This window comes from Klebsiella sp. LTGPAF-6F, from assembly GCF_001753185.1.
In the GTDB taxonomy this organism is placed as follows: domain Bacteria; phylum Pseudomonadota; class Gammaproteobacteria; order Enterobacterales; family Enterobacteriaceae; genus Klebsiella; species Klebsiella michiganensis.
This window is the reverse complement of record NZ_CP017450.1, coordinates 3,840,184-3,865,786: the sequence shown is the minus strand read 5'-3', so window position 1 is coordinate 3,865,786 and position 25,603 is coordinate 3,840,184. Positions and strand designations below refer to the sequence as shown.

Below are 25,603 nucleotides of genomic sequence, written 5' to 3'. Positions count from 1 at the left end.
AAAGTACCGCTAAAGCGCTGCGGCCGGACAGATGAAATTTGAGGAGCCTTTATGAATTCTGAAATGTTACGGGTAACAAATCGCATCATCGAACGCTCGCGCGATACCCGCGAAGCCTACCTCGCCCGGATTAACCAGGCCAAAACCGACACCGTTCATCGCGCCCAGCTGGCATGCGGTAACCTGGCCCACGGCTTTGCCGCCTGCCAGGCGGATGACAAAGCCTCGCTGAAAAGCATGCTGCGCAATAACATCGCCATCATTACCTCCTACAACGATATGCTGTCCGCCCACCAGCCCTATGAGCGCTATCCGGACATTATCCGCAAAGCGCTGCACTCTGCGAACGCGGTAGGCCAGGTCGCCGGCGGCGTTCCGGCGATGTGCGATGGCGTGACGCAGGGGCAGGACGGGATGGAGCTGTCGCTGCTCAGCCGCGAAGTGATTGCCATGTCCGCCGCGATTGGCCTGTCGCACAACATGTTTGACGGCGCGCTCTACCTCGGCGTCTGCGATAAAATTGTCCCCGGCCTGGCGATGGCTGCGCTGTCGTTCGGCCACCTGCCGTCCATCTTTATCCCTTCCGGGCCGATGGCCAGCGGCCTGGCGAATAAAGAAAAAGTACGCATTCGTCAGCTCTATGCGGAAGGCAAAGTGGATCGTATGGCGCTGCTGGAGTCCGAAGCCGCGTCTTACCATGCGCCTGGCACCTGTACCTTCTACGGTACCGCCAATACCAACCAGATGGTGGTTGAGTTTATGGGGATGCAGCTGCCCGGATCGTCATTCGTGCATCCGGATGCGCCGCTGCGCGAAGCGCTGACCGCCGCCGCCGCCCGCCAGGTGACCCGCCTGACCGGCAACGGTAACGAGTGGATGCCGCTGGGCAAAATGTTTGATGAAAAAGTGGTGGTCAACGGGATTGTCGCGCTGCTGGCAACCGGCGGCTCTACCAACCACACCATGCACCTGGTGGCTATGGCGCGGGCGGCAGGGATTATCATTAACTGGGATGATTTCTCCGATCTCTCTGACGTGGTGCCGCTGCTGGCGCGCCTCTACCCGAACGGCCCGGCGGATATTAACCACTTCCAGGCGGCTGGCGGCGTGCCGGTGCTGGTGCGCGAGCTGCTGAAAGGCGGCCTGCTGCATGAAGATGTTCACACCGTGGCCGGCTTCGGCCTCTCTCGCTACACCATGGAGCCCTGGCTTAATAACGGCGAACTTGACTGGCGCGAAGGGGCGACCGCGCCGCTGGACGAACAGGTTATCGCCACGTTTGACAAACCGTTCTCTCGCCACGGCGGCACCAAAGTGCTGAGCGGTAACCTCGGACGCGCGGTCATGAAAACCTCCGCCGTGCCGGTTGAAAACCAGATTATTGAAGCTCCTGCGGTGGTTTTCGAGAGCCAGCATGACGTACTGCCCGCCTTTGAAGCGGGGCTGCTCGACAAAGATTGCGTGGTTGTCGTCCGTCATCAGGGGCCAAAAGCGAACGGCATGCCAGAATTACATAAACTTATGCCGCCACTTGGTGTATTATTGGACCGCCGTTTCAAAATTGCGCTGGTAACCGATGGTCGTCTCTCCGGCGCATCAGGCAAAGTGCCATCGGCGATCCACGTGACGCCCGAAGCGTACGATGGGGGCCTGCTGGCGAAGGTACGCGATGGCGATATCATCCGCGTCAACGGCCAGACGGGCGAGCTAACGCTGCTGGTCGATGACGCAGAGCTGGCCGCGCGTCAGGCGCATATTCCTGACCTGAGCGGTTCGCGCGTGGGAACCGGCCGGGAAATGTTCGGTGCGCTGCGTGAGAAACTCTCCGGAGCAGAACAGGGCGCAACCTGCATCAATTTTTAAGACGATTCGATTTATAGATCTGGCGAGAGAAAATCTGATGAAAAACTGGAAAACAACTGCAGAAGCAATCCTCACCTCCGGTCCGGTAGTACCGGTAATCGTGGTGAAAAAGCTGGAACACGCTGTGCCAATGGCGAAAGCGCTGGTTGCAGGCGGCGTACGCGTACTGGAAGTGACCCTGCGTACCGAGTGCGCGATGGACGCTATCCGCGCGATCGCCAAAGAAGTCCCGGAAGCGATTGTCGGTGCCGGTACCGTCACCAACGTTGAGCAGCTGAAAGAAGTGACCGAAGCGGGCGCGCAGTTTGCTATCAGCCCTGGCCTGACCGAATCCCTGCTGAAAGCGGCGACCGGCGAAGGCACCATTCCGCTGATCCCGGGGATTAGCACCGTATCCGAGCTGATGCTGGGTATGCAGTATGGTCTGAAAGAGTTCAAATTCTTCCCGGCGGAAGCAAACGGCGGCGTGAAAGCGCTGCAGGCGATTGGCGGCCCGTTCGCGCACATTCGCTTCTGCCCGACTGGCGGCATCTCTCCGGCGAACTATCGCGACTATCTGGCGCTGAACAGCGTACTGTGCATCGGCGGCTCCTGGCTGGTGCCGGCGGATGCGCTGGAAGCCGGTGATTATGACCGTATCACCAAACTGGCTCGTGAGGCGGTAGAAGGCGCGAAGTAATCTTCGCGCACTCACCAGAGGCCCGGTCTGCGACCGGGCTTTTTTATCCTGCGACCACGACCGCCGCCGCCGCCGCTTTGGCGCGCGCAACCGCTTCCTCAACGTTATCGGCTATCGCCAGCGTCACGCCCAGACGACGCGAACCGTCAATTTCAGGCTTGCCGAACAGACGCAGCTGCAGCCCCGCGCCGACCGCGGCCTGAATATTGCTGAAAGTGACGTTCTGGCTGGTTAGCTGCGGCAGGATCACCGCCGAGGCCGCCGGGCCGTACTGGCGAATCGCGCCAATCGGCAGGCCGAGGAAGGCGCGAACGTGCAGGGCGAACTCGGATAAGTCCTGTGAAATCAGCGTGACCATACCGGTGTCGTGCGGGCGCGGCGAGACTTCGCTAAAAATCACCTCATCACCGCAGACGAACAGTTCGACGCCGAACAGGCCGTAGCCGCCCAGCGCCAGCACCACTTGACGGGCGATTTCCTGCGCGCGTTCCAGCGCCAGCGCGCTCATCTGCTGCGGCTGCCAGGATTCACGATAGTCGCCATCTTCCTGGCGATGACCGACCGGCGCGCAGAAGTGTACGCCATCCGCGGCGCTGACGGTGAGAAGGGTAATCTCGAAATCAAAATTCACCACGCCTTCAACGATAACGCGTCCGGCTCCGGCGCGGCCGCCCTGCTGCGCATACTGCCAGGCGTCAGCCAGCTGTTCGCTGGAACGAATAAAGCTCTGGCCTTTACCCGATGAGCTCATTACCGGCTTGACGATGCACGGCAGGCCTATCCCGGCGACGGCTTCGCGGAAGGCGGGTTCGCTGTCGGCAAAACGGTAGGCGGAGGTCGGCAGCTTCAGCTCTTCAGCGGCCAGGCGGCGGATCCCTTCGCGATTCATGGTGAGCTTTGCCGCGCGCGCGGTGGGGACGACTTTCTGCCCGGCCTGCTCCAGCGCGACCAGTGTATCGGTGGCGATGGCCTCGATTTCCGGCACGATAAAGTCAGGCTTTTCCTGCTCAATCAGCGCCTGCAGCGTTTCGCCGTGCAGCATATTGATGACGTGCGAACGGTGTGCGACCTGCATAGCCGGAGCGTCAGGGTAACGATCGACGGCGATGGTCTCAATTCCCAGGCGCTGGCATTCTATGGCCACTTCTTTACCCAGTTCGCCGGAACCTAACAGCATTACCTTTGTTGCCGCAGGGCGCAGCGCCGTACCTAATACAGTCATAACTCTCTTCCGCAGTAAAAAAACATGCGCCGCATTATAAACGAAAACGTTTGCGCATGTCTTTATGCGCGTCATTTGAGTTCGGGGAAGAAATTTGATATACTGTATAAAAATACAGTACTGAGAGGCTGCATCATGGCGGTTGAAATTAAATATGTAGTGATTCGCGAAGGTGAGGAAAAAATGTCTTTTGCCAGCAAAAAAGAGGCCGATGCTTATGACAAAATGCTCGATCTGGCGGAAGTACTGAACGACTGGCTGGTTGAATGCCCGCTAACGCTCGATGAAGAGCAGCGCGATAGCATGGCGATGTGGCTGGCCGAACGTAAAGACACTCTCAACCATATTTTGCGCTCCGGTAAGCTGCCGGAAGCCGAGGCGCCAGCCGATCGCGCAGAAGCAGAAGAGGGCGACAAGACCGACGACGTCGTCGAATCTGAAGCCCCGGCGCCGGCGAAGCCGCGCAAAGCGAAAGCGGCCTGAGCTACGCTGCTGTCGCCAGCGCTTCTGGCGGCAGGCTCCCGCGTTTCCCGGCACGACATTTGCTCATCTTTAGCTGCCGATAACGTTTCCTGACGTCGCGTCGTTTAGGCTGGTGGTATCGCTTATCGCGCAACGAGGAAATGTATGGCTAACTGGCTTAATCAACTGCAGTCTCTGCTGGGTCAGCAGGGGCGGTCTTCTTCATCTGACGATCAATCAAGCGGCAAAAATTTACTCCTGCCGGGCGCGCTCGGCGGGCTGGCCGGGCTGCTGGTCGCCAGCAAATCATCGCGCAAGCTGTTAGCCAAATACGGCACCGGCGCGCTGCTGGTCGGCGGCGGCGCGGTTGCGGGCAGCGTTTTATGGAATAAATATCAGCAGAAGATGCGCGACAGCGCGCAGCAGGCATCGGCTGATGTCGCGCCCGCACAGGCGCCATCTCCCGCACCGGCCGAACTCGACGCCCGCAGCGAACGGCTGATTATGGCGCTGGTCTTCGCCGCCAAAAGCGATGGACATATTGACGAACGCGAGCGGGCAAATATCGAAGAGCAGCTGCGTGCGGCAAACGTCGACGTCCAGGCCCGGGTGTTAATTGACCGGGCGCTGGCGCAGCCCCTCGACCCGCAGAGCCTGGCGCAGGGCATCAGCAGCGAGCAAGAGGCGCTTGAAGTTTACTATATCAGCTGCGCGGTCATTGATATTGACCACTTTATGGAACGCAGCTATCTGAACGCCCTCGGCGAAGCGCTGAAGCTCCCGCAGGAAGTGCGTGAGGATATCGAACGGGATATTCAGGCGCAAAAACAGGCCGTAACGCTCTAAATCCGCACGTTTCGCTTGCATCGCTGGCGACTTTTGCCACCCTTATATATTGTGTAGTCACGTCACCCTTCAGGCTGCTTTGAAGCAGCCTGAAAATTTTAGTACTCAATACAAGCCGCAGAAGAATAAGCAGATGCCACCAAAAGCGAAACGGATCCCCCATGCCATGACATTACATGGCGACACGCGAATCGATAATTACTACTGGCTGCGCGATGACGATCGCTCGCAGGCGGAAGTGCTGGATTATCTGCGCCAGGAAAATGAGTACGGCAAAAAAGTGATGTCTTCGCAAAGTAGCCTGCAGGACAGGGTACTCAAGGAGATTATCGACCGTATTCCGCAGCGCGAAGTGTCAGCCCCCTACAGCAAAAATGGCTATCGCTACCGTCAGGTCTACGAGCCGGGCTGCGAGTACGCGATTTATCAACGCCAGCCGGTAGTCAAAGAGGAGTGGGATGAATGGGACGTCCTGCTTGACGGCAACCAGCGTGCGGCCGGCAGCGAATTCTATACCCTCGGCGGATTAGGCGTTTCGCCCGACAACAGCCTGATGGCGGTGGCGGAAGACTATCTCTCCCGACGCCAGTATAGCCTGCGCTTCTTTCCCTTAAACGACGACCGGCAATTTGCGGAAGTGCTGGAGAACGTCTCGCCTGCTTTTGCCTGGAGTAACGATTCGCAGACCCTGTGGTACGTGCGCAAACATCCCACCACGCTGCTGCCGTATCAGGTCTGGCGCCACCGTCTGGGGACGCCGGCCAGTGCGGATGTTCTGGTGTATGAAGAGCAGGACGATACTTTTTACGTCAGCGTGCACAAAACGACTTCCCAGCAGTTTGTGGTGATCTATCTGGCCAGCGCGACCACCAGCGAAGTGCTGCTGCTCAATGCGGAAATGACCGACGCCGAGCCGGTCTGTTTTCTACCGCGGCGTAAAGATCATGAATATAGCCTCGATCACTATCAGCACGCTTTCTATCTGCGCTCTAACCGTGAGGGTAAGAACTTCGGCCTTTATCGCACTACCCTGCGCGATGAGCAGCAGTGGGAGACCCTGATCGCGCCGCGTCACGAAGTCATGCTGGAAGGATTTACCCTGTTTACCGACTGGCTGGTTGTGGAAGAGCGCCAGCGCGGGCTGACCAGCCTGCGTCAGATCAATCGTAAGACAAGAGAGTCCCAGGGCATTGCCTTTGACGATCCGGCCTATGTGACCTGGCTTGCCTATAATCCGGAGCCGGAAACCGCCCGCCTGCGCTACGGCTACTCCTCTATGACGACGCCGGATACGCTGTTTGAGCTGGATATGAATACCGGCGAGCGGCGGGTGCTGAAACAGCAGGAAGTCAAAGGGTTCGATGCCAGCCACTACCGCAGCGAGCATCTGTGGATCAACGCCCGCGACGGCGTCGAAGTCCCGGTCTCGCTGGTCTACCGTCACGAACATTTCCGCAAAGGTGCCAGCCCTCTGCTGGTGTACGGCTACGGCTCCTATGGCGCAAGCATGGATGCGGATTTCAGCGCCAGCCGCCTGAGCCTGCTCGACCGCGGCTTTGTGTTCGCTATCGCCCATATTCGCGGCGGCGGCGAGCTGGGACAGCAGTGGTACGAAGACGGTAAGTTTTTGTGCAAGAAAAATACCTTCAACGATTATCTCGACGTCTGCGATGCGCTGCTGGCGCAGGGCTACGGCGATCCGCGTTTTTGCTACGGCATGGGCGGCAGCGCCGGCGGTATGCTGATGGGCGTCGCGGTGAACCAGCGGCCGGAGCTCTTCCACGGCGTGGTGGCCCAGGTTCCCTTTGTCGATGTCCTCACCACCATGCTCGATGAGTCGATTCCGCTGACCACCGGCGAGTTTGAAGAGTGGGGGAATCCGCAGGATGAAGCCTATTACCGCTATATGAAAAGCTACAGCCCGTACGACGGCGTGCAGGCTCAGGCGTATCCGCATTTGCTGGTCACCACGGGCCTGCATGATTCGCAGGTACAATACTGGGAGCCGGCAAAATGGGTGGCAAAACTGCGCGAGCTGAAAACCGACGATAACCTGCTGCTGCTGTGTACCGATATGGATTCCGGCCACGGCGGTAAATCCGGCCGCTTCAAAAGCTATGAAGGCGTGGCGCTGGAGTATGCGTTTCTGATTGGCCTGGCGCAGGGGACGCTGCCGGGCCAGGCGGAGGTATAGCGCCGATTACTCCCCGAGATAGTGCTTCAGCGTCAGGCGCAGCTCGGGGCTCATGCGATCCAGGTTATTAAACAGCCAGCGTAAATAGCCAGGATCGTTTTCCGCCACTTCCGAGACCGGCTTGCCGCGGTATTTGCCGAAGGTAAAGGTGGAGAGCAGCGCCGGGCGGCCGGTAATGGTCGCCATCTCCTCAGGCGTCCAGCCGGAGGTGTTGATGATATCGAGCAGCAGGGCCGCGGTGATATAGCAATCGTACAGCGCCCGGTGATGATGCAGTCCCGGTGGCGTCGCGACGCTGAGCTTGCGCGATTTATACAGCCCCATATTGCTGTACTTGATGCCTGGCCACAGGCGGCGCGCCAGCTTCATCGTGCAGATCCACTCGCCCTGCATTTCCGGCAACACCCGGCGGTCAAAGCTGGCGTTATGGGCGACATACCACGGACTGCCCATATACAGCGGCACAATCTCCTCGATCCACGGCTTATCGGCGACCATCTCTTCGGTGATATGGTGAATCGCCATCGCCTGCGGGCTGATAGGCCGGTCGGGGCGAACCAGGTGGCTCATGGGATTGGTGATGTGTCCGTCGACAATATCTACCGAGGCGATTTCAACAATGCCTCCCTGCAATCCGCAGGTTTCTGTATCGATTACGCGCAGCATGGCTCGCTCCAGGCCAAAGAAACCAGCGTAATAGAATGCGCGGGTCTTGCCAACGTGGATGTCCGCAGGGGACGGGAATTATTTCTGTTTCGGTTCATAGGGCAGGCGAGAGAGCGAAACGGAGGCCAGTCGATGGGCGATCAGACGTTCGCGAAACCAGCCGCGCAGATGCTCGGGCTGTTCTCTTTCGACTAAATCAGCCACCACCGGCATATTGTAGCGTTCTTTAAACGCGACGCCCGCCGCGGCGAGATCGACATTCACTTTGTCCATCTCCTCCTGGGATAGTTTAGCCAGGTTCTTTTCCATCGGTTTCTCCTCTGATAACGCCGCAAAAAGTACTAAGCACGCGGCAAAAAGGCAAGTCTCAGACGCTTAGCTCGACTGCGCCATTATACAGGGTTATTCTCTGTGCTACATACATAACAAAAAGGAATGACAACTATGCCAATCATCGCCGGACGCGCGCTGCGTCTGTCTCTGTTTCTCGCCGGTTGCCTGACCGCAGCAGGCGCATCGGCCCACGCCCATCTCCAACAACAGCTTCCGGCGGCCAATACCGTGGTGAACGCTTCACCGCAGGCGCTGACGCTGAACTTCTCCGAAGGCATCGAAACGCAGTTTAGCGGCGTAACCCTCACCGGGCCGCAGCAGAAGACCATCACCCTCGGTAAACCCGTCCGCAGCGACAGCAATAAGGCTCAGCTGACGGTACCGGTTGAGCAGGCGTTGACGCCGGGCGAATATACCGTTAACTGGCACGTGGTCTCCGTAGATGGCCACAAGACGAAAGGGCAATACACCTTTACCGTGAAGTAAGCCAATGCTGAGTGGAGTCTATGTCAGCTTACGCTTTATCCATTTCATTTCGCTGATTGTCGCTTTCGGCTGCGTCCTCTACGGCGCATGGTGGGCGCCGGTGGCCCTACGTCGTTTGATGATGCAGCGCTTCTATCCGCTGATGCGCTATTTATTATCAGCAAGCGCGCTGTCGGCGCTGCTGATGCTGATGGCGCAGGGCGGCTTGATGGGCAACGGCTGGCCGGACGTCTGGCAGCCGGCTATCTGGCAGGCGGTGGCCGGGACGCAGTTTGGCGGCGTGTGGGTATGGCAAATTTTACTCGCCTTTGTGGCGCTGGCGGTGGTCTGGCTGAAGCCCCGGCGACCGGGACGTTTGCTGCTGGTGCTGTTTTGCGCTCAGCTGTTGCTGCTGGCCGGCGTCGGGCATGCCGCAATGAACGATGGCTGGCTGGGGATAGTGCAGCGAACCAACCATGCGCTTCATCTGTTTTGCGTGGCCAGCTGGTTTGGCGGTCTGCTGCCGTTTATCTACTGTCTTCGCCTGGCGCACGGTCGCTGGCGGCAGGCGGCCATCTGCACCATGATGCGTTTTTCGCGCTACGGGCATCTGGCGGTTGCCGGCGCCATCGCCAGCGGCGTGGTAAATGCGCTGCTGATCCAGGGCGGACTTATCAGCGCCTCGCCCTGGGGGCGTATGCTGTTGTTCAAATGTGCGCTGGTGGCGGCAATGGTGGCAATTGCGCTGGTGAACCGGTATGTTCTGGTGCCACGCATGTCGGCAGGCGGAACGCGAGCGGAGCAGCTCATCGTGCGCACTACGCAGATAGAAATTGCGCTGGGGGCGCTGGCGCTGTTTGCCGTCAGCCTGTTTGCCACCTGGGAACCTTTCTGAATAAACTGGTTAAATCATGAAAAAAATCGTTCTGACAATGTTGTTACTGGCAAGTTCTGGCGCTGCGCTGGCGGCACCGCAGGTGATTACCGTAAGCCGCTTTGAGGTGGGTAAGGAGAGCTGGGCGTTTAACCGTGAAGAGGTGATGCTGACCTGCCGTCCGGGCAACGCGCTGTTCGCCATTAATCCCAGTACCCTGGTGCAGTACCCGCTAAACGACATCGCCGAACAGCAGATGAAAGACGGTAAAACCAACGCGCAGCCGATTTCTGTGATCCAGATTGACGATCCGCAGCAGCCGGGACAAAAAATGAGCCTGGCGCCCTTTATTGAGCGCGCGCAGAAGCTCTGCTGAGCGCCGCCTGCATCCCGCTGTATTTACATGAAAAAAACCGCCATCCCCCGATACCGGGCGTGGCGGTTTTTTGTTGGCATCAGCAATTTTGATACGAATTATTCGTCCACTTTTGTCGCGGACTGGAAAACCTGACACGGTAAACTATTCTTATAAGGCAAGGCGACTTAGCCTGCATTAATGCCAACTTTTAGCGCACGGCTCTCTCCCAAGAGCCATTTCCCTGGACCGAATACAGGAATCGTGTTCGGTCTCTTTTTATCTGTTTTTCACAAACCGCAGATTCCATTGCAAAACCCCAGTCGCTTTTTTCGGGGCTTTTTTCTTATACCACAACAATAATTTCCTAAACATTTCTTTTACAAAAAATCGTCTGCTAACGTTTTAGTAGCTCACGGTCACCAGTACGGTATCGCTGTAGGTTCCCGCAGGCTGGTTGCTCTGGGTCGGGTTAATCTTGAGGGTGTAGTTCGCGGACTGCGCGGCGCCGGAGCCGGTTACGCTGAGATTGTTGCTTTCCGTCCAGGCGCTGCCGTTGGGCTGGTAAAACTGATACTGCAGCCAGGCGGTTGGTTGGTTCGCAATGGGCTGGCTCATCTGCCGCCAGTCGCCGACGCTGGCGTTAGTGCTGGCGAGGTTGACGGTGTAGGCCGCGTTTTTAGTGCAGCGGATGGCAAGCTGGCCGCTGTAGTGGCTAAAACCGGAAGGAAGGGCGGCAGAGGCAAATTCGACGTCCGGCGCGCTGTCGATATAGCAAACATTGGTCACCTTCACCGACACGTTGACCGTAGAGGTCAGGGTTCCGTTATTCGGAATACATATCTTAATGCCCAGCAGATCGAGCCCGACGTAGCAGAATCGGTACACCCAGGTGATGGTTAACACATCGGTATAGGTACCGGCGGGGACGTTGGCTCCCGGCGTGGTTCTGAAGTAGAGCGGCATGGTGCCATCGCTTGAGTTAAATAAACCCAGCAGTTCGAGCAGCGTTGTTCTGGACCAGCTAATCACGCCGCCGTCCTGATAGGCCGGCGAGCACGAGGCGTCAGAACAGACGCTATAAGGGATGGCATCGCCCGCGCCATTAAGCAGCCGCGGAACGCCGTTGCTCTTGTTGGCCGACGCCAGAGTGGCGCTTAACGTATTGGTTGAGTTCAGCGCCACCAGTTCCGGGGTGCAGTAAAACCCCGCGCCGGCCATCACGCCCTGAGGCGCGCTGTTGAGCGCAAAGGAATCGACCGGGCCGATCGCTGGCGCACTGGTTTTGATACTGCAGGCGGCCAGCGCGGTGCTGGCTTGCCCGAGCGCTAAGAGCATCGCGAATACGAGGATAATACTTTTCAACGTTATCTCCGTTGTTAAGAGGGGCAGCTGACCGGACCTATCCGCTGCGGAACCGGCGTTGAGGACGGAAGTTCGAACTGGACGCTGCATCGAAGCTCTCCGGCGTTTATTTTGACTTCGTTGTGGCGTCCAAGATGCGAGAACCAGACTACGCCGTCATAGCCCACCAGGCCGCGCTGCTTGCTGTTAACCTCCTCGACCGGCGTACCGACCGGCAGCGGTTGCCCCCTGGCATCGACGAAGACGAGGGTTGCCGAGCGCACGCGGTTCACCGGGAAATCGACCAGCGCTCCGCTGCCTTCGCGCACGGCGATGCGTTTCTCCACCGTCAGAGCTTCGGTGTCCGTTGGCAGCGGTAGCGTATCGAGGGTGACTTTCCCCGGATACCACGCCGTCGCCCACGGGATCAGCAGATGACCATTTTTATCGGTCACGCCGACTTTGCGATTTTCATAATTCACCGCAATATTCGGGTAGTTGCCGGTGGAGACGACGATAAAGGCGTCGTTAATTTGCCGGGCGAAAAACAGACTGTTATCCATCAGCACCACCGAGCCCGCGGCCTCAAACCAGCTGTGACGATCGTCGCGCGACCCGTAGTAGCCTCCGCTCAGCGTTGACACGCGGTTGATCCAGGTCAGATCCGCCTGACTATAGTTATCGCCGCCGATCGAATGGGCGAGGTTCCAGCCCAGCCCGCCTTCTGCCGGAGCAGAGCGGCTGACGCTGATATTTTCTCCCCATTGTCCGGCGCTGGCGCGCTGGCCGCTTAGCTGGACAGAGGTTTGCGAATCGAAAGGGATGATGACCTGCAGCATGCTGGCGTAGCTACCTTCCTGCAGATCGCGGTTGACGCTCAGGCTGAGGCTGCTGCTGAGCCACAGGCCGCGGCTCCAGGAGAGGTTCAGCAGCCGGGTGCGCGAATTATCCTCGGCTTTGATATCAAAGTAGCCAATGCTAAAAGAACCGAGGGTTCGTCCCCACGGACTCAGGCTCAGCGTGGCCTGGTCTGACTGACGGCTGAGCGTGGCGGTAGACCCATAGGTGCTGAGGTTGTCGTAGCCGGCGCTGCGGCGGATATGTTGATAGCTCACTCCCCAGCTACTGCCATAGTAAGAGTAACCCGAGGTGAACTGGTTTCCGTCTCCCTCGCCACGGCTGGCGCTGCCCGACAGGCTGAGGGTGCCCAGATTCCCCACGCCGATATCGCTGCCAATGCCGGCATTGGTTAACCCTTCGCGGTCTTCGGTATGCGTCGAAAGCGTGAGCCAGTTGTTGAATCCGTAGCGATAAATAGCGCTTACCGCGCCGGCGCCATAATCGGCATTCCTGATACCGTAGTTGTTGCGCAGAGCGCCGAGGGTGAAATCAAAATCGCTCAGTCCTTCCCGCAGCAGGGTATTGGAGACATAAAAAGGGATGCTGGTGGAGACCTGGCGACCCAGAGCGTCGGTAGTCACTACGGTGGCTTCGCCGGCGCCGCTGATCCAGGGAACGTTGGTCAGCGTATAGGGGCCGCCATTGATTTGCGCAGAGCTGCTCTTATAGCCGTTAATAAACAGATCGACGCTTGAAGGAACCGCCGCGCTGCCGGATAAGTTAAGCAGCGGATATGTCACCAGATCCGGGCGAACGCTGAAGTTGCGGCTCAGGCGTAGCCCCCCCATGCGCACGGAACTGCTCCACGTCAGGGCGTTACTGACCACGTCCCCGGCCTGGTAGCTAATCATTTGGTCGCTATCGCTGTACTTCCATAGGGTGTCGTAGCGCATATAGCCCTGCTGCTCGTAGCCCGTCGAAGACCAGTTTTGCCGAATCACGGCGTTATTGGAAAGGACGCCCGGCGGGCCGAAAAGGCGCGTTTCGGTGAAGGTGCTGGTGGTTTGCGAACCGCCGGATGAAAAGAGGCTGTAAGCGTCGTAGTTAAATAAAATTCCCGGGCTGCTTATCGCGGTCTGGCCAGGTTGTTCCGTAGTCCCCCCTATGTGCTGCTCGGGGAGCCATTTGTCCGGAACCTGGAGCTTGAGGATCTGACCCGGCTGGTCATATTCCACTTTCACCGAGGGTAGCGTCGTCACATCAACCAGCGCGTCGCCGGTTTGCAGGGGAATATGCGCTTGCTGCAACACGCTGGCCGCGATCCAGTAGTGGCCAGCGTTGACCTTTACCGGAACGGCGCCGGCAAGAATATTGCCGTTGACCGATACGCTGAGGTACAGCTCGTACTCCTGCTTTTCGCCGTAGGATGCCGCAGGCGCAGGCAGGGAATCATAGGTCGCGGCGCAGGCCGTTACCGACGCCATCGCCATCAGCCCCCCGGACGCCGTCCTTTTCAGATCTCTCATTTTTAACGATTCGCCGGAATTTCCACCGCCTGACCGTTATCCGTTAATTTCGCGAACAGATGCATTCCTGACGGCACGGAAGCGTTTCCGGCGCTCGGGAAACAGCTCTTTTTCTGCGCCAGAACGTAGCCGAGAAGACCATTAGCCTGGGGAATGCGCCCCTTGCCGCTCGCGTTCGCCCAGTAAACCGCGCTGAGGCGCGCGTGCTGATTGCCTCTGTTTTCGATGCACAGCGTCTGGCGGTTATTTTGCTGCGAGAGCGACCAGCGCAGCGTGGCCCTTACCGGTTCGACTGAACCCGCGTTCTTTAGCGGCGTGACGCCCTGCCCATAGGTAAACAGCGGCAGGACATAGCGCATGCGCATTTTCAGCCCGGCGGCGTTCTGTTCCGTCTGCGCCGCGGGTTGCGCGGCAGGGATCTCATCGATAACAATGCGATAGGAGTGCTCTTTGCCGTTTGCGATGGGGGCGACGCGCATGAGCCGCACCAGCTGGCGCTGCCCCGGCGCTACCGTGGTAAAAGGCGGGCTGGCGACAACATCCCGCTGATCGGCGTAGACGTCCGCTGACGCTTTTTGATCCCAGGCAAACACGCGCAGCTGCAAATTAACCGGCGCGCTGCCGCGATTCTCCAGCCACAGTTCAGACCCTGTTTCGTGGCTTTCGATCGTTTGAAATATCGGCCATACCAGAACGGAGCTGGCGGCCAGCGCGGATGAGGGAAGCAATAAAGCGAATATAAACGGCGCAAAGCTACAGCGAATCATAGTTAACCTGTGAATTATCTAATAGGTCAGCGTGACGGTGACCGTGTCGGTATAGGAGCCCACCGCCGGGAAGCCATTCGTTGCAAAAAGGCGGCCATAAACCGTGTAGGTTTGCGTGGTGCTCGGAAAGGATGCGACGCTCAGGGCCAGCGTACTGCTGCCCCAAACGTTAGCGCGGTTGGCGTCCTGATAAAGCTGGTACGCCAGCGTGCTGCTGTTGCCGTTCGACATGTAGCGCTGAGTGGCTGAGCCGCCGTTGACGCCATAGTCGAGGGCGATTGAAATAGCGGTGCCGGGCGTGCAGGTCACGATGATGGAACCTGCGCCGGCTGTACTCGCGACATCCACGTTGCTGTAAAGCGATGACAGGGTGCCAAAATTCAGCGTGCCGAAGTCCGTCGTTTGGGAGCCGTCCCCGGCGCCCAGCGCGCAGCCTGCGGTTATCTGCGCGGAGACTTTGAACGTCTTTTGGGCAACGGCGGCATGGGCGCCCGAGGTAAAAAGCAGAAGTAATGTAAGCCACTCTGGTCGAAGCATGAAGCCCATTTTCCTTATGCGGTTACCAGGCTAAGGTCGCGGTGACAATGTCGTCATACACATCGGCTGTCGGCGCGTTGACGCTCTGGTCTTCGGGGCGAATGCGGGCAAAAACAGGAATCGCCTGTGGATTCCCTGTGCCAACGATAGGTATCGTGCCGCCAGGCAGGATTTCGTTATTGCGGGCGGCATCCGAATAGAGCCGATAGGCAATCTGCTGGGTGCCACCGGCGTTTTTCATATAGCGCAGCGCAGCATCGCCAGACTGGCCGCCGTCAAGCGTCAGGGTCGAGGCAAGATCCTCGGTACAGGTCACGGTTAGGGCGTTTCCGCCGCCGCTGCCGGTGATCTCCGCATCAATGGAGTTGGCTAAATCGCCATAGGAGCCGAAATTAATGTTGCCCCAGCGGTTGTTTTCGCCATTGCGGACATTCGATACGCTGCATCCGCTGCCGAGCGTCACCTGGACGCCAATCTGGCCGCTTAAGGTTCCCGCTGCAGAAGCCGGTTGAAGAATGACTATGGCGCTCAGTAAGCCGCCCAGGAGACTGCGCGAGATCGTTGTGACGTTCATAGAGAACCTCTTAGTGGAAAGCCGCTGAAGAAAAACAACAATATAGCGATAGACGTTGGTCACCGATTAAGTGCCGCGGTTTTGTTGGTTAACGTATAACTACTCCTGCAAGATATGTGTAATTTTGTATTTATGGCTGGTTATGTGTTTTTTATTGGATTGTTGTTCTGTGTTTATGCCTTTTATGTGGATGCAAACTCTTTTTGTTAATTAATTGTTGGTGTTATGTTTTTTGATTGTGTTTTGAAGGGGCGTGAAAATAGGGCGATTTTTTCTTAAATCACAATCTGGCGCAAAGTTTGCAACAAAAAATCTGGACAAAAAGGCGGGTATAGACACTGGAGGCGCCGTTGAGCAAGGGCGAGGAGAAAACACCTGCACAAAATCAGGCCCATAGTGCAGGTGAACTTTACGGGCCAACATCGGAAGTGACCCAGTATACACATTTGTATGACAAATGAAATAATAGATAAGAGACGGTTTTTCACTTTTTTGGCGATTATTCTTCTGACCGCGCTATGGGTTATTGTCAAGGAGGCAAAGGGGGCGAACGGCGGCGTGAAAATAATGGACAACGATTTATTCTGGCGCCACAAAAGAGGGGTACAGCCATGTTTCCAGAAAGCTCACCAGAAACCATATTTGTCCGCTAAAAATAAACCACAGAGCAGCGGTCAAAATAATCAACAGGATAGCCAGCAGGAGTAATTCTGTTTTGCTCATAACTTCACTAGCCGTCCGCAAGGAGTACAACGAAGTTATGATAGTAACTAAAGCGCCGTTGAAGATGCAAACGCCGTTGTGCTAAACGGCGTTGGCGAAGCGGCGGGAGAGCTAATCCATGAGTATCGCCATCTGAGCGGCCATATCATCCAGCAGCTGGAAGCGGCGACGATATTCGGCGCGTTTCTTACTGGCGATGCTCTCAAGCGTCTTTCTTTCCAGCTGCAGCGGCAGGCGCCAGCGCCAGGCGCCGTCGGCGACCCCATCGATAGAGTGCCAGAACTCGTTATAGCTGGCGTGAAAATGGCGCCCTTTACTCAGTCGATAGCGCAGCGCGCGGAAGACGTGGCCGCTGTCGCTGACCCCGTAAATGTGATGAATGTTGCAACGCGCCGCCATTAACCAGATAAATTCCATCAGCAGGCGTTTCGGGAACAGGCCGTAACAGGCGCGGGTCGCCCGTTTAATCACTTCGTGCGGAACGGTACTGCGCGGCCCCTGCAGGCCGCCGATAGTCAACTGCCATTGCTCCTGCTGGCGGGTGACGCTAAAGGTCGCGCTGGCAAGCACAATCTCATCGCTATCGCGCAGCCACAGCGTCGTTTCGCCCTCGCGTTCGGCTTTGCCCGCCGAGGAAGCGGAGAGCGTAAACCGGCTGTCGTCTTTGCCTGTCAGCTCAAGCAGCGGCACATCTTTCGCTGCGGTCATGGCCCCGGCGAGGCGCGAGGCGCCCAGGGAATCAACGAACTGATAGTGGCTGATAATGGCCTGAGCGCGCTGGCTAGCGTTTAACCCGCGGATTAAATACTGGCGATGGACTTTGCCCGGCAGCGTCACCTGAGCGGCGAGCAGCTGATTGAAATCCGCACGCGCCGACAGGCTCTCCAGCATGCTGCGCGTTGGCGCATAAAATAATGCCGTGCGCAGTAAAAACTTAAGCCGGTAATGACGTTGTTGCCAGATGGGGGCGGGTGTGATCCGGCCCATCACCAGATCGGCAATGAGATTTGGGCGTCGCTCAACTACGCTGGCTGAATGCAGGCTGTTATCCGTCACGATGAATACCTCGGTGTTATTTAGCCTCTATTCTATGGATATATCGTGGGGAGCTTAATGCCCGGCCGGACTATATTTGGCTTTCGTTTAAAATCGATTGAGGTGCCAATTTACGGGCGGTGAAGCCGCGGGGTTTTCCTATAATTATGCGAGGAGGACGAAATATGTATCAGCGTATTTACGGTTGCGACTGGCGTAATATCTGGCTGGTGGGCGACCTGCACGGCTGTTTCGCACGCCTGATGGCGGCCCTTCGTGAGCGCAAGTTTGACCCTTACCAGGATCTGCTTCTTTCGGTGGGCGATCTGATCGATCGAGGGCCACAAAGCGCGGAGTGTCTGGATTTACTGCGCTATCGCTGGGTTTACGCGGTGCGTGGAAACCATGAACAGATGGCGCTGGAGGCGCTTGCCGACGGCGATATGAGGCTCTGGGAGATGAACGGAGGCGACTGGTATACGCAGCGTGCGGCGAGCCAAAAGCAACGCCTTACGGCGCTTATTGCCCGCTGCCGCCGACTGCCGTTGATTATTGAACTCCACAGCGGTGAGCAGGTGCACGTGATTGCCCACGCTGATTACCCCGCCGCGGTTTATCGCTGGCAGCGCGCTGTCGATGAGCACCAGGTGCTGTGGCGTCGGCAGCGTCTTACTGACCACCTCGCCGGGCGTCACGGCGCGATTGCCGGCGCAGACCATTTCTGGTTCGGCCATACGCCGCTGAAACGACGCTACGACAGCGATAACCAGCACTATATCGATACGGGGGCCGTGTTTGGTGGAGAGCTAACCCTGGTGGCGCTACAGCTGGCAGGCTAAAAATCGCTGTATTCTCGGGCGGGAAGCCAGAAACTATCGATAAAATCTTCTACCGGAAAGCAGCCGCCGTGGCGTATCCGCTGATCGTCCATGGCCGTTGTGCACTGCCGCTCGTTATCGTAAACATCGACAACGATATCTTCACAGCCGCCGTCCAGGTAACAAATAAACAGCACTAAGGCAAACATCCGAGCCTCATATCCTGAAAAACATAGCGTTAAGTGTAGGAGATGACGGAGAAGCGGGGAAATAAATAACCCGTCTCAGGCGACGGGTTCAATTGAGTCAGGCGAGGCGCATGACCCAGGCATCGGACTGGCGATCGTAGTGCTTACGGTAGAGGACGGAATGTTCACCATCAAGTATGGCGGGTACGCTGGTGTCCGCGTCCCATGCATCAAGCTGCATGCATAAATCCGGATCGGATTTGCAGGGGATGCTTAACGTTCGCTCTCCCTGCTGTTCGCCGTGCAGTTCGGCGTCGTCTATCTCAAACGCGCCGATACGTACGTTAGTTTTGGCCATAAATTCACCCCGTTTGTCTGCTGAGTTGTGGTACGACCAGTTAAGGCCGCCATTTTTCAGCGTAGACAAACGGGCGTAAAGCGCCAGTGAAAAAATGCTGTTTTTCGACGCGCCATCACGCTTTTTTGCTAAAAAGCTTACCGTCACGCACCAGTTCGCGGGGATAGCTATTTTTTAAACGCGACCCGACTTTTTTCGCCAGCCCGATCGGCGCGCCCTGATAGGTGACAATCGCATCATCCTTCTGCGGGAGCGTTTCAGGATAGATATCGCGACCGCGATACCACTCTTCCGCTTCGGCCTCCGTCAGCGCCAGGGGAGCGGCCGGCGCGGCAAGCGCAATCACCGCTTCGTGCTGCCAGCGGTAGCCTTTGTTATGGGTTTCGGCGAGCCGGATGCCGATGCGGGAAAAGCGCACTTTGCCGAATAACGCTTCGAGCGCCTGTGGGAATAACCAGATTTCTTTATCGCGCTGCCAGAGCGTATGGTCGGCGGTCCACTGCAAACCGACGGCGGCGGCGGCGGCAATCACGGCGGCGGATTCGCGGGTTTTAAGCGGCGTGAAGGGGAATTTCCCCACTTTATAACCCGGCGCCGGGAGCGGGTCGATGGCCGCGGTTTTACGTAAACGGGCGACGAAGAACCCTTCGCAGTCAAAAATCTGCGGGAAGACGTGCAGGAAGCCCTCCTCGGTGAGGGCTTCGCTGGCCTGCGGGAACAGTGAGCCGAGCGGCACGACTTCTACCGCCTGCGGATAGCGCGCCAGCAGCCCGTTGACCACCTCTTCGTTTTCTTGCCGGTTCAGGGTACAGGTGGAGTAAACCAGCGTCCCGCCGGGGCGAAGGGCGTGAAACGCGCTGTCAATCAGCTCGCGCTGGGTCACCGCAATTTCCGCGTTGCTTTCCGGCGACCAGTTTTTCAGCGCATCGGGATCTTTACGTACTACCCCTTCGCCGGAGCAGGGGGCGTCGAGCAGGATCGCGTCAAAGCATTCCGGCAGCGCGGCGCCGAATACCCGACCATCGAAATGGGTCAGCGCCACGTTGCTGATTCCACAGCGGCTGATGTTGGCGTGCAGGACTTTAACCCGGCTGGCGGAATATTCATTGGCCAGAATGCCGCCTTCATTACCCATGCGGGCGGCGATTTGCGTGGTTTTAGAACCCGGCGCGGCGGCGACGTCCATCACCCGCTTCGGCATCTGGCCGTCGGCAAACAGCGCGGCGACCGGCAGCATGGAGCTGGCTTCCTGAATGTAAAACAGCCCGCTAAGGTGCTCGGCCGTGCTGCCCAGCGGCAGGTCGTCTTCATCTTCACGCTCGATCCAGAAACCCTCTTCGCACCACGGAACCGGCGTGAGCTGCCAGCGGTAGGGGGCGACCAGCTGCAAAAAATCAGCCACCGTGATTTTCAGCGTATTGACGCGAATGCTTCGCCGCAGCGGGCGCTGGCAGGCGGCGATAAAGTCGTCAAAAGAGAGATGCGTCGGCATTGCCGCACGCATTTGAGCGAGGAATTCTTCAGGAAGATAGACAGCGTTTTGAGCCACGGGGAGCGCACCACAACGAAAAAAGGGGGCGTAGTTTACCATAAAGGCTCCGGCGGCGGACACCGGAGCCTGTTATGCTTAGCGCGGCAGGGCGGTGCCCCATTCGCGCCACTCTTTCGGTTCGCTCTCCAGCAGCAGGAAGTGTTTGCCATCCTGCGCTTTCGGCGCCAGCGGCGTACCCGGAGGCGTCGCAAACGCGATGCCGCCGCGAATGAACTGATTAAAGGTACCGGTTTTCACCACCCCGCCAATCAGGCCAAAGTCGAGGCTATAGCCGGAAGCCAGCCAGAATACCGAGTTGTTGCGCACCAGATACTGATAACGCTTGCTGATACGCAGCTGTACCATCACGCGATCCGACATCGAACCGAGCATCAGACCGGTCACCGTGCCGACTTCGAGCCCGCGGAACAGCACCGGCGTGCCGATACCCAGCGAACCCGCTTCCGGTACTTCGACGATAATGCTCAGGCCGTCGATATAACGTGAATCGCTGATCGTGGTTTCCTGTATTTCGAAATCACGGCGCGGCGCACCGCGTCCCGGCTCGACGTTGATATAGGCCTGGAAAAGGGTATCCAGATGTTCAACGCCCGCCGCGGATATCTGCGGCGTAATCACCGAGAAACGCGTCCCGGCGCGGGCAAAGGTATTGACGTATTCCGGGTAGAGAACCGCTTTCGCCTGCACTTCATTTTTCGCGGTAATTAAATTCAGCGACTGGATCTGGCCAATATCAATCCCCAGATAGCGAATTGGCATCCCTTCGGCGATTTTACCGGCGTCGAAGGCGTGCAGGGTTATCTGCCCACCCACCGCGCGGGCGGCGGTTTCTGACGCATACAGCACGCGTTTGTTATCGATCCGCGCGCTGGCGCTGGCGCCGCTGAGGTTATCAAAGCTAATCGCGCCCTTCAGCGCGCGGGAGAGCGGGGATGCCTGCACTGTTAGTCCGCTGCCGTTAAGCTGCACTTTCGCGCCGCCTTCGGCCCAGAACACGCTGTTGCTGGTCAGCAGATGGCGATATTCCGGCTTGATATGGATATTGATCTCAAAGGCGTTCTTGCGCGGCTGCACGGTGATGATTTCCCCGACCGCAAATTTACGGTACAGCACCACGGAGCCTGCCTGCACGTCCGGCAGCGTCTCGGCTGAGAGCGTAAGCGTGGTGGTCGGCAGATCGCTCATGCTGTTTTCCAGCGCCTTTTCCTGGTTCGCGTACAGCGGATAGCGGCTTTGCATCGCCCCTTTGTCGCCCGGGATAACGCGGATCCCGCCGCTGACCCATTCGCTGGCGCTGGCCCCGAGGAACTCCACGCCATCGATGCCGACTTTAACGTCGATGCGGCTGTTGACCACGAATTTGCTATCGCCGCGTACCAGAGAACGGTACTCCGGCATCACCGCCACCTGGAACGTGACGCCATCGGCGTTCAGCTTGCGCTCCAGAACCTGGCCAATCTGCACGCCGTGCAGAATCAGCGGCTGCCCGGCGTCGATGCCGTAGCTTTCCGGCGCGGTGAGCGTGACGGTCGCGACATCCGGCTCTTCCAGAATGGATTTATCGGCAGGCAGCACCGCAAACTGGTTGCGGGGTTCACCCTCGCCGGGGACCAGCTCGAAGGTGGTGCCGGTCAGCAGGGCGCTGACGCTGGGGTTATCCAGCGAGATTTTTGGCTTCTTCATCTGAATCAGCGTCTTCTCGCGCAGTAGGCTGACGACGCTCGGGTCGACGGTCATTTCGCCGGTCACTTTCCCGTCGGCATTGAGATTCAGCTTACTGAGCTGGCCGACCTCCAGGCCCTGGTACATCAGCGGCGTAGAGCCCGCTTTTAAGCCTGCGCCATCCGGGAGATCCAGTTTAACCACCACGCCGCGCTGGCTGTGCGCCAGGTCTTCGTATAAGTGATAATCCGTGTTTTGCTGAGCCTGTGGAGAATCATCCGGGGAATCAAAGGCGATAGCGCCGTTCACCAGCGCCGAGAGGCTGTCCAGCTGGACTTTCGCTCCGCTCAGGCTGACGTCCGCCTTCACGCCGGATACGTTCCAGAAACGGCTCTCTTTTTTCACCAGGTTGGTGAAACGCCGCTCGATCAGCACATCAATGGTGACGCCCTGATTGTTCGGATTAATGGCGTAGTCATATACCCGGCCGACCGGAATCTTACGGAAGTAGACCAGCGAGCCGCTGGTTAACGAACCCAAATCCGCTGACTTGAGATGAATCATCAGCTCGCCGTTGTTGATGTGGTACTTCGGCTGGGTATCGAGGGCGACAAAGTGATCCTCGGGCTCGCCCTGGCCGGGCATCATGCCGATATAGTTACCGCCCACCAGCGCATCCAGGCCGGACACGCCGGCGAGAGAAGCCTTCGGCGTTACCAGCCAGAACTGCGTCTCCTTGCGCAGCGCATCTTTCATATCGCCCTTGACGCTGGCGGAAACCTCAATTTTGCTCAGATCTTTACTCAGCGAGATGTTCTCCACCGTACCGACTTCTACCCCCTGATAGCGGATAGGCGTGCGGCCAGGGACGATACCGTTAGCGGACTGGAAGTCGATAACGATCGTCGTACCGCGATCCTGGTAGCTGGTCCATATCAGCCAGCCGGCAATCAGCAGCGCGATGACCGGCAGCAGCCAAAATGGCGAGATACGGCGTTTAGTTTTAATTTTGGCTTCAGTCGGCGAAGCGGGCGTTTCCTGACTCATGTGCGTCCCAAAGTAAGCGGCTGTCCAGCCATTCAACAGCAAGGATAGTTAATATTACCGCGGCGCCAAAATAGACCGCGGCGGGCCCCATCGTAAACGCGAGGAGCTGATCGCGGTTGATCAGCGACATGGTTAATGCGATGACAAAAAGATCCAACATAGACCAGCGGCCGATCCAGGTAATCAGCCGCAGTAGCAGGATGCGGGTACGTAACCCCTGTTCACACTTGAATTGTATGCTGACCAGCAGCGTAAACAATACAATTACTTTGGTGAATGGGACCAGAATACTGGCGATGAACACGACGCCGGCGATAGCGACGTTGCTGCTGGCCAGCGACATAATGCCGGAAAGGATGGTGTCATCCTGACGTGCGCCGTTGACGTAGATAATCGAGATCGGCAGCAGGTTGGCAGGCAGCAGGAAAACCATTGACGCAATCAGCGCAGCCCAGCTCTTTTGCAGGCTCTGGCGGCGTCTGTGGCGCAGGGGAGTGTGGCAGCGACGGCAGCGGCCGCGCGAATCGCGATGGCCGGTATAATGGCAGCCGAGGCAAACCTGCAGGTTTTCATCCGGCCGCAGCGCCGGGCGCTGGGGGTAAAAACGCTCCCAGAGCTCCTCAACGTTCATATGGATAAGCGTCAGGATACTGAGCAGGGTGAGGGAGATATAGGCGATAAGCCCGATGCCCGGCTGCAGGAAGGCGTAATCCTGCACCTTAATGGAGGCGACGCCGATGCCGACCAGGTAAATATCCAGCATCACCCACTCTTTGAGCCGCTCCAGCATCAGCAGTATCGGGCGCAGATTCATGCCCAGCACGTTGCCCAGCCACAGATAGGCGATTGAGACCACCAGCAGCACCGGCGCCACGACCGCGCAAAATAGCACCATCGCCGCCGTGAGCGGATCGCCCTGGCCGGTCATTTGCCAGATGCCCTGAAGGACGTTAGCGTCGATACGCACGCCCAGCAGATGCAAACGCAGCAGCGGTTCGCTCCAGGCAAAAGGCATCAGCAACAGCATCGCGATTGCCATGCTGCCCAGCCGGGTAAGCGACCAGTCGCGGCCATCGCGCACTTTGGCGTTGCAGCGGGGACACCAGGCGCTTTGATTCTTTTTAAGGACCGGTAAACGAAACAGCAGGTCGCACTGCGGACAGCGCTGATAGTGAGCGTGCTCAACGGGGGCGCTGACCGAGTAGACGATCATTTTTTTTGCTGGCGTAATCCTGGGTGTTTTTAGTGGCATTTATAGCTTACAGAAATGAGTGTATCTCTCTATCTTAACTCAGGAATGAATTCATCTTGAGCATGAATGCATTTAAAGCTTATTTTATTAGGCTGTAAGTGTAAGGTAGTAAGACAACTAAGCGACCAAATAATGAACAAATCAGAATTCTACGCGGATTTGAACCGCGATTTTCAGGCGTTAATGGCAGGCGAAACCAGTTTTCTGGCGATGATTTCAAATACCAGCGCGCTGCTGTTCGAGCGGCTGACCGACGTGAACTGGGCCGGTTTCTATCTTCTGGAAGGTGACACGCTGGTGCTTGGCCCGTTCCAGGGCAAGCTGGCCTGCGTGCGGATTCCGGTCGGACGCGGCGTATGCGGGACTGCCGTCGCGCAGAATCGCGTGCAGCGGGTAGAGGATGTTCACGCGTTTGATGGGCACATCGCCTGTGACGCCGCCAGTAATTCGGAAATTGTCTTCCCGTTACGGGTGAACAATCAAACTATCGGCGTCCTGGATATCGATAGCACGGCGCATTCCCGCTTCACCGCTGAAGATGAGCAGGGACTGGCAGAACTGGTCGCGCATCTGGAAAAACTCATTTCTGCGACTGATTATCAAAAAATATTCACCCGCGTCGCAGGATAATCAACGGATAACGTAGCATTTACCGATGACGTCATTATAATGACGCCTGTTCATGCCTGCGGCTTGTTGGCTACGTCCGTTGTAATCAGGAAATTTCATGGAAAATCAACCTAAGTTGAATAGCAGTAAAGAAGTCATTGCGTTTCTGGCCGAACGTTTCCCTCAGTGTTTTAGCGCTGAAGGCGAAGCTCGCCCCCTGAAAGTCGGTATTTTTCAGGATCTCGTTGAGCGCGTTGGCGGAGAGATGAATCTCAGCAAAACCCAACTTCGCGCTGCTTTGCGTCTTTATACTTCGAGCTGGCGCTACCTGTACGGCGTTAAGCCTGGCGCAGTCCGCGTTGACCTTGACGGCAACCCGTGCGGCGAACTGGAAGAGCAGCACGTTGCTCATGCCCGTCAGCAGCTTGAAGAAGCAAAAGCCCGCGTTCAGGCGCAGCGCGAAGCGCAGCAGGCCAAAAAACGCGAAGCCGCTGCCGCAGCAGGCCAGCCGGAAGAGGGGGCACGTCGCGAGCGTAAACCACGTCCTCAGCCTCAGGCGCGTCGTAAAGACGGCGCTGAGCAGCGTAAACCTCGCCCGGCAGCAGCAGCCAAAGCGCCGCGCGAAGAGCGTCATACCCCTGTATCAGATGTGTCTGTATTGACCGTTGGCCAGGCACTGAAGGTGAAAGCAGGCAATAATGCAATGGACGCCACCGTCCTGGAAATCACCAAAGATGGCGTTCGTGTACAGCTGACTTCTGGTATGTCAATGATTGTACGCGCAGAACACCTGGTGTTCTGAAACGGAGGCC

At 57.7% G+C, this 25,603-nt stretch carries 26 protein-coding genes; 11 read left to right on the top strand and 15 right to left on the bottom strand.

Features of this window, described 5'->3' with window-relative positions:
- Positions 1-51 precede the first annotated feature (51 nt).
- Both edd and BJF97_RS18030 read left to right on the top strand, forming a co-directional pair.
- Positions 52-1,863, top strand: coding sequence for a phosphogluconate dehydratase (edd, locus tag BJF97_RS18035; protein WP_025106126.1), 1,812 nt, complete (start codon positions 52-54; stop codon positions 1,861-1,863).
- A 37-nt stretch (positions 1,864-1,900) separates the two neighbouring features.
- On the top strand, positions 1,901-2,542 hold the full coding sequence (locus BJF97_RS18030) for a bifunctional 4-hydroxy-2-oxoglutarate aldolase/2-dehydro-3-deoxy-phosphogluconate aldolase (RefSeq protein WP_004103368.1): 642 nt from the start codon (positions 1,901-1,903) through the stop codon (positions 2,540-2,542).
- A gap of 43 nt (positions 2,543-2,585) precedes the next feature.
- Here the strand turns inward: BJF97_RS18030 and purT are convergent, their stop codons facing one another.
- Positions 2,586-3,764: a formate-dependent phosphoribosylglycinamide formyltransferase gene (purT, locus tag BJF97_RS18025; RefSeq protein ID WP_032694922.1), complete on the bottom strand. Its 1,179-nt coding sequence runs from the start codon at positions 3,762-3,764 to the stop codon at positions 2,586-2,588.
- 135 nt (positions 3,765-3,899) lie between these two features.
- Here purT and BJF97_RS18020 point away from each other — a divergent pair, with 135 nt between their 5' ends.
- From BJF97_RS18020 to ptrB, 3 genes are all read left to right on the top strand, one after another.
- Complete coding sequence (locus tag BJF97_RS18020) at positions 3,900-4,247, top strand: YebG family protein (protein WP_032694921.1); 348 nt, start codon at positions 3,900-3,902, stop codon at positions 4,245-4,247.
- Between the two features lie 144 nt (positions 4,248-4,391).
- Positions 4,392-5,072, top strand: a complete 681-nt coding sequence (locus BJF97_RS18015) for a tellurite resistance TerB family protein (protein WP_032694920.1) — start codon at positions 4,392-4,394, stop codon at positions 5,070-5,072.
- 133 nt (positions 5,073-5,205) lie between these two features.
- The gene (gene ptrB, locus BJF97_RS18010) at positions 5,206-7,266 is read left to right on the top strand and encodes an oligopeptidase B (RefSeq protein ID WP_014229840.1); all 2,061 of its coding nucleotides are present in this window, start codon (positions 5,206-5,208) and stop codon (positions 7,264-7,266) included.
- Between the two features lie 6 nt (positions 7,267-7,272).
- On the opposite strand, the gene exoX is transcribed toward ptrB, so the two are convergent.
- Together exoX and BJF97_RS18000 are read right to left on the bottom strand one after the other, a co-directional pair.
- Positions 7,273-7,932 carry an exodeoxyribonuclease X gene (gene exoX / locus BJF97_RS18005; protein ID WP_014229839.1) on the bottom strand — a complete coding sequence of 220 codons (660 nt, stop codon included), beginning with the start codon at positions 7,930-7,932 and terminating at the stop codon, positions 7,273-7,275.
- Positions 7,933-8,010: 78 nt separating this feature from the next.
- Positions 8,011-8,241, bottom strand: a complete 231-nt coding sequence (locus BJF97_RS18000; RefSeq protein WP_004103351.1) for a DNA polymerase III subunit theta — start codon at positions 8,239-8,241, stop codon at positions 8,011-8,013.
- Positions 8,242-8,376: 135 nt separating this feature from the next.
- Here BJF97_RS18000 and yobA point away from each other — a divergent pair, with 135 nt between their 5' ends.
- Genes yobA through BJF97_RS17985 form a run of 3 tightly spaced genes read left to right on the top strand, consistent with a single transcriptional unit; the run spans position 8,377 to position 9,980 of the window.
- A complete protein-coding gene (gene yobA, locus BJF97_RS17995) occupies positions 8,377-8,751 on the top strand; it encodes a CopC domain-containing protein YobA (RefSeq protein WP_014229838.1) in 375 nt (124 codons plus the stop codon).
- 4 nt (positions 8,752-8,755) lie between these two features.
- Positions 8,756-9,625, top strand: a complete 870-nt coding sequence (copD, locus tag BJF97_RS17990; RefSeq protein WP_014229837.1) for a copper homeostasis membrane protein CopD — start codon at positions 8,756-8,758, stop codon at positions 9,623-9,625.
- Between the two features lie 16 nt (positions 9,626-9,641).
- Positions 9,642-9,980 (top strand): YebY family protein, encoded by a 339-nt coding sequence (locus BJF97_RS17985; RefSeq protein ID WP_004103344.1) that lies wholly within the window; start codon positions 9,642-9,644, stop codon positions 9,978-9,980.
- Between the two features lie 384 nt (positions 9,981-10,364).
- On the opposite strand, the gene BJF97_RS17980 is transcribed toward BJF97_RS17985, so the two are convergent.
- From BJF97_RS17980 to BJF97_RS17950, 7 genes are all read right to left on the bottom strand, one after another.
- Complete coding sequence (locus BJF97_RS17980) at positions 10,365-11,324, bottom strand: Csu type fimbrial protein (protein WP_025106131.1); 960 nt, start codon at positions 11,322-11,324, stop codon at positions 10,365-10,367.
- 14 nt (positions 11,325-11,338) lie between these two features.
- Positions 11,339-13,669 carry a fimbria/pilus outer membrane usher protein gene (locus BJF97_RS17975; RefSeq protein WP_032694917.1) on the bottom strand — a complete coding sequence of 777 codons (2,331 nt, stop codon included), beginning with the start codon at positions 13,667-13,669 and terminating at the stop codon, positions 11,339-11,341.
- Between the two features lie 2 nt (positions 13,670-13,671).
- Positions 13,672-14,436: a fimbrial biogenesis chaperone gene (locus BJF97_RS17970; protein ID WP_032694916.1), complete on the bottom strand. Its 765-nt coding sequence runs from the start codon at positions 14,434-14,436 to the stop codon at positions 13,672-13,674.
- Positions 14,437-14,454: 18 nt separating this feature from the next.
- Complete coding sequence (locus BJF97_RS17965) at positions 14,455-14,973, bottom strand: Csu type fimbrial protein (RefSeq protein ID WP_004852079.1); 519 nt, start codon at positions 14,971-14,973, stop codon at positions 14,455-14,457.
- Between the two features lie 22 nt (positions 14,974-14,995).
- The gene (locus BJF97_RS17960) at positions 14,996-15,547 is read right to left on the bottom strand and encodes a Csu type fimbrial protein (RefSeq protein ID WP_032694913.1); all 552 of its coding nucleotides are present in this window, start codon (positions 15,545-15,547) and stop codon (positions 14,996-14,998) included.
- A gap of 579 nt (positions 15,548-16,126) precedes the next feature.
- The gene (locus BJF97_RS34265) at positions 16,127-16,270 is read right to left on the bottom strand and encodes an Ecr family regulatory small membrane protein (protein WP_009651986.1); all 144 of its coding nucleotides are present in this window, start codon (positions 16,268-16,270) and stop codon (positions 16,127-16,129) included.
- Positions 16,271-16,381: 111 nt separating this feature from the next.
- Entirely contained in the window at positions 16,382-17,326 is a 945-nt protein-coding gene (locus BJF97_RS17950) for a VirK/YbjX family protein (protein ID WP_014838819.1), read from the bottom strand.
- A 164-nt stretch (positions 17,327-17,490) separates the two neighbouring features.
- Between BJF97_RS17950 and pphA the strand changes: the two genes are divergently transcribed.
- On the top strand, positions 17,491-18,144 hold the full coding sequence (pphA, locus tag BJF97_RS17945; RefSeq protein WP_014229829.1) for a protein-serine/threonine phosphatase: 654 nt from the start codon (positions 17,491-17,493) through the stop codon (positions 18,142-18,144).
- Here pphA and BJF97_RS17940 read toward each other — a convergent pair.
- The 5 genes from BJF97_RS17940 to yebS form a co-directional block, all read right to left on the bottom strand.
- Positions 18,141-18,332, bottom strand: a complete 192-nt coding sequence (locus tag BJF97_RS17940) for a YebW family protein (RefSeq protein ID WP_004122014.1) — start codon at positions 18,330-18,332, stop codon at positions 18,141-18,143. The genes pphA and BJF97_RS17940 overlap by 4 nt on opposite strands.
- 97 nt (positions 18,333-18,429) lie before the next feature.
- Positions 18,430-18,669 (bottom strand): YebV family protein, encoded by a 240-nt coding sequence (locus BJF97_RS17935; RefSeq protein WP_004852069.1) that lies wholly within the window; start codon positions 18,667-18,669, stop codon positions 18,430-18,432.
- 115 nt (positions 18,670-18,784) lie between these two features.
- Positions 18,785-20,218, bottom strand: coding sequence for a 16S rRNA (cytosine(1407)-C(5))-methyltransferase RsmF (gene rsmF / locus BJF97_RS17930; protein WP_042934115.1), 1,434 nt, complete (start codon positions 20,216-20,218; stop codon positions 18,785-18,787).
- A gap of 78 nt (positions 20,219-20,296) precedes the next feature.
- On the bottom strand, positions 20,297-22,930 hold the full coding sequence (locus BJF97_RS17925; protein WP_032694909.1) for a PqiB family protein: 2,634 nt from the start codon (positions 22,928-22,930) through the stop codon (positions 20,297-20,299).
- On the bottom strand, positions 22,899-24,182 hold the full coding sequence (gene yebS, locus BJF97_RS17920) for a membrane integrity lipid transport subunit YebS (RefSeq protein WP_014229826.1): 1,284 nt from the start codon (positions 24,180-24,182) through the stop codon (positions 22,899-22,901). The genes BJF97_RS17925 and yebS overlap by 32 nt, the downstream gene beginning before the upstream one ends.
- A 132-nt stretch (positions 24,183-24,314) precedes the next feature.
- Here yebS and BJF97_RS17915 point away from each other — a divergent pair, with 132 nt between their 5' ends.
- On the top strand, positions 24,315-24,812 hold the full coding sequence (locus BJF97_RS17915) for a GAF domain-containing protein (protein WP_014229825.1): 498 nt from the start codon (positions 24,315-24,317) through the stop codon (positions 24,810-24,812).
- Between the two features lie 97 nt (positions 24,813-24,909).
- Entirely contained in the window at positions 24,910-25,593 is a 684-nt protein-coding gene (proQ, locus tag BJF97_RS17910; RefSeq protein ID WP_004852059.1) for an RNA chaperone ProQ, read from the top strand.
- Positions 25,594-25,603 lie beyond the last annotated feature (10 nt).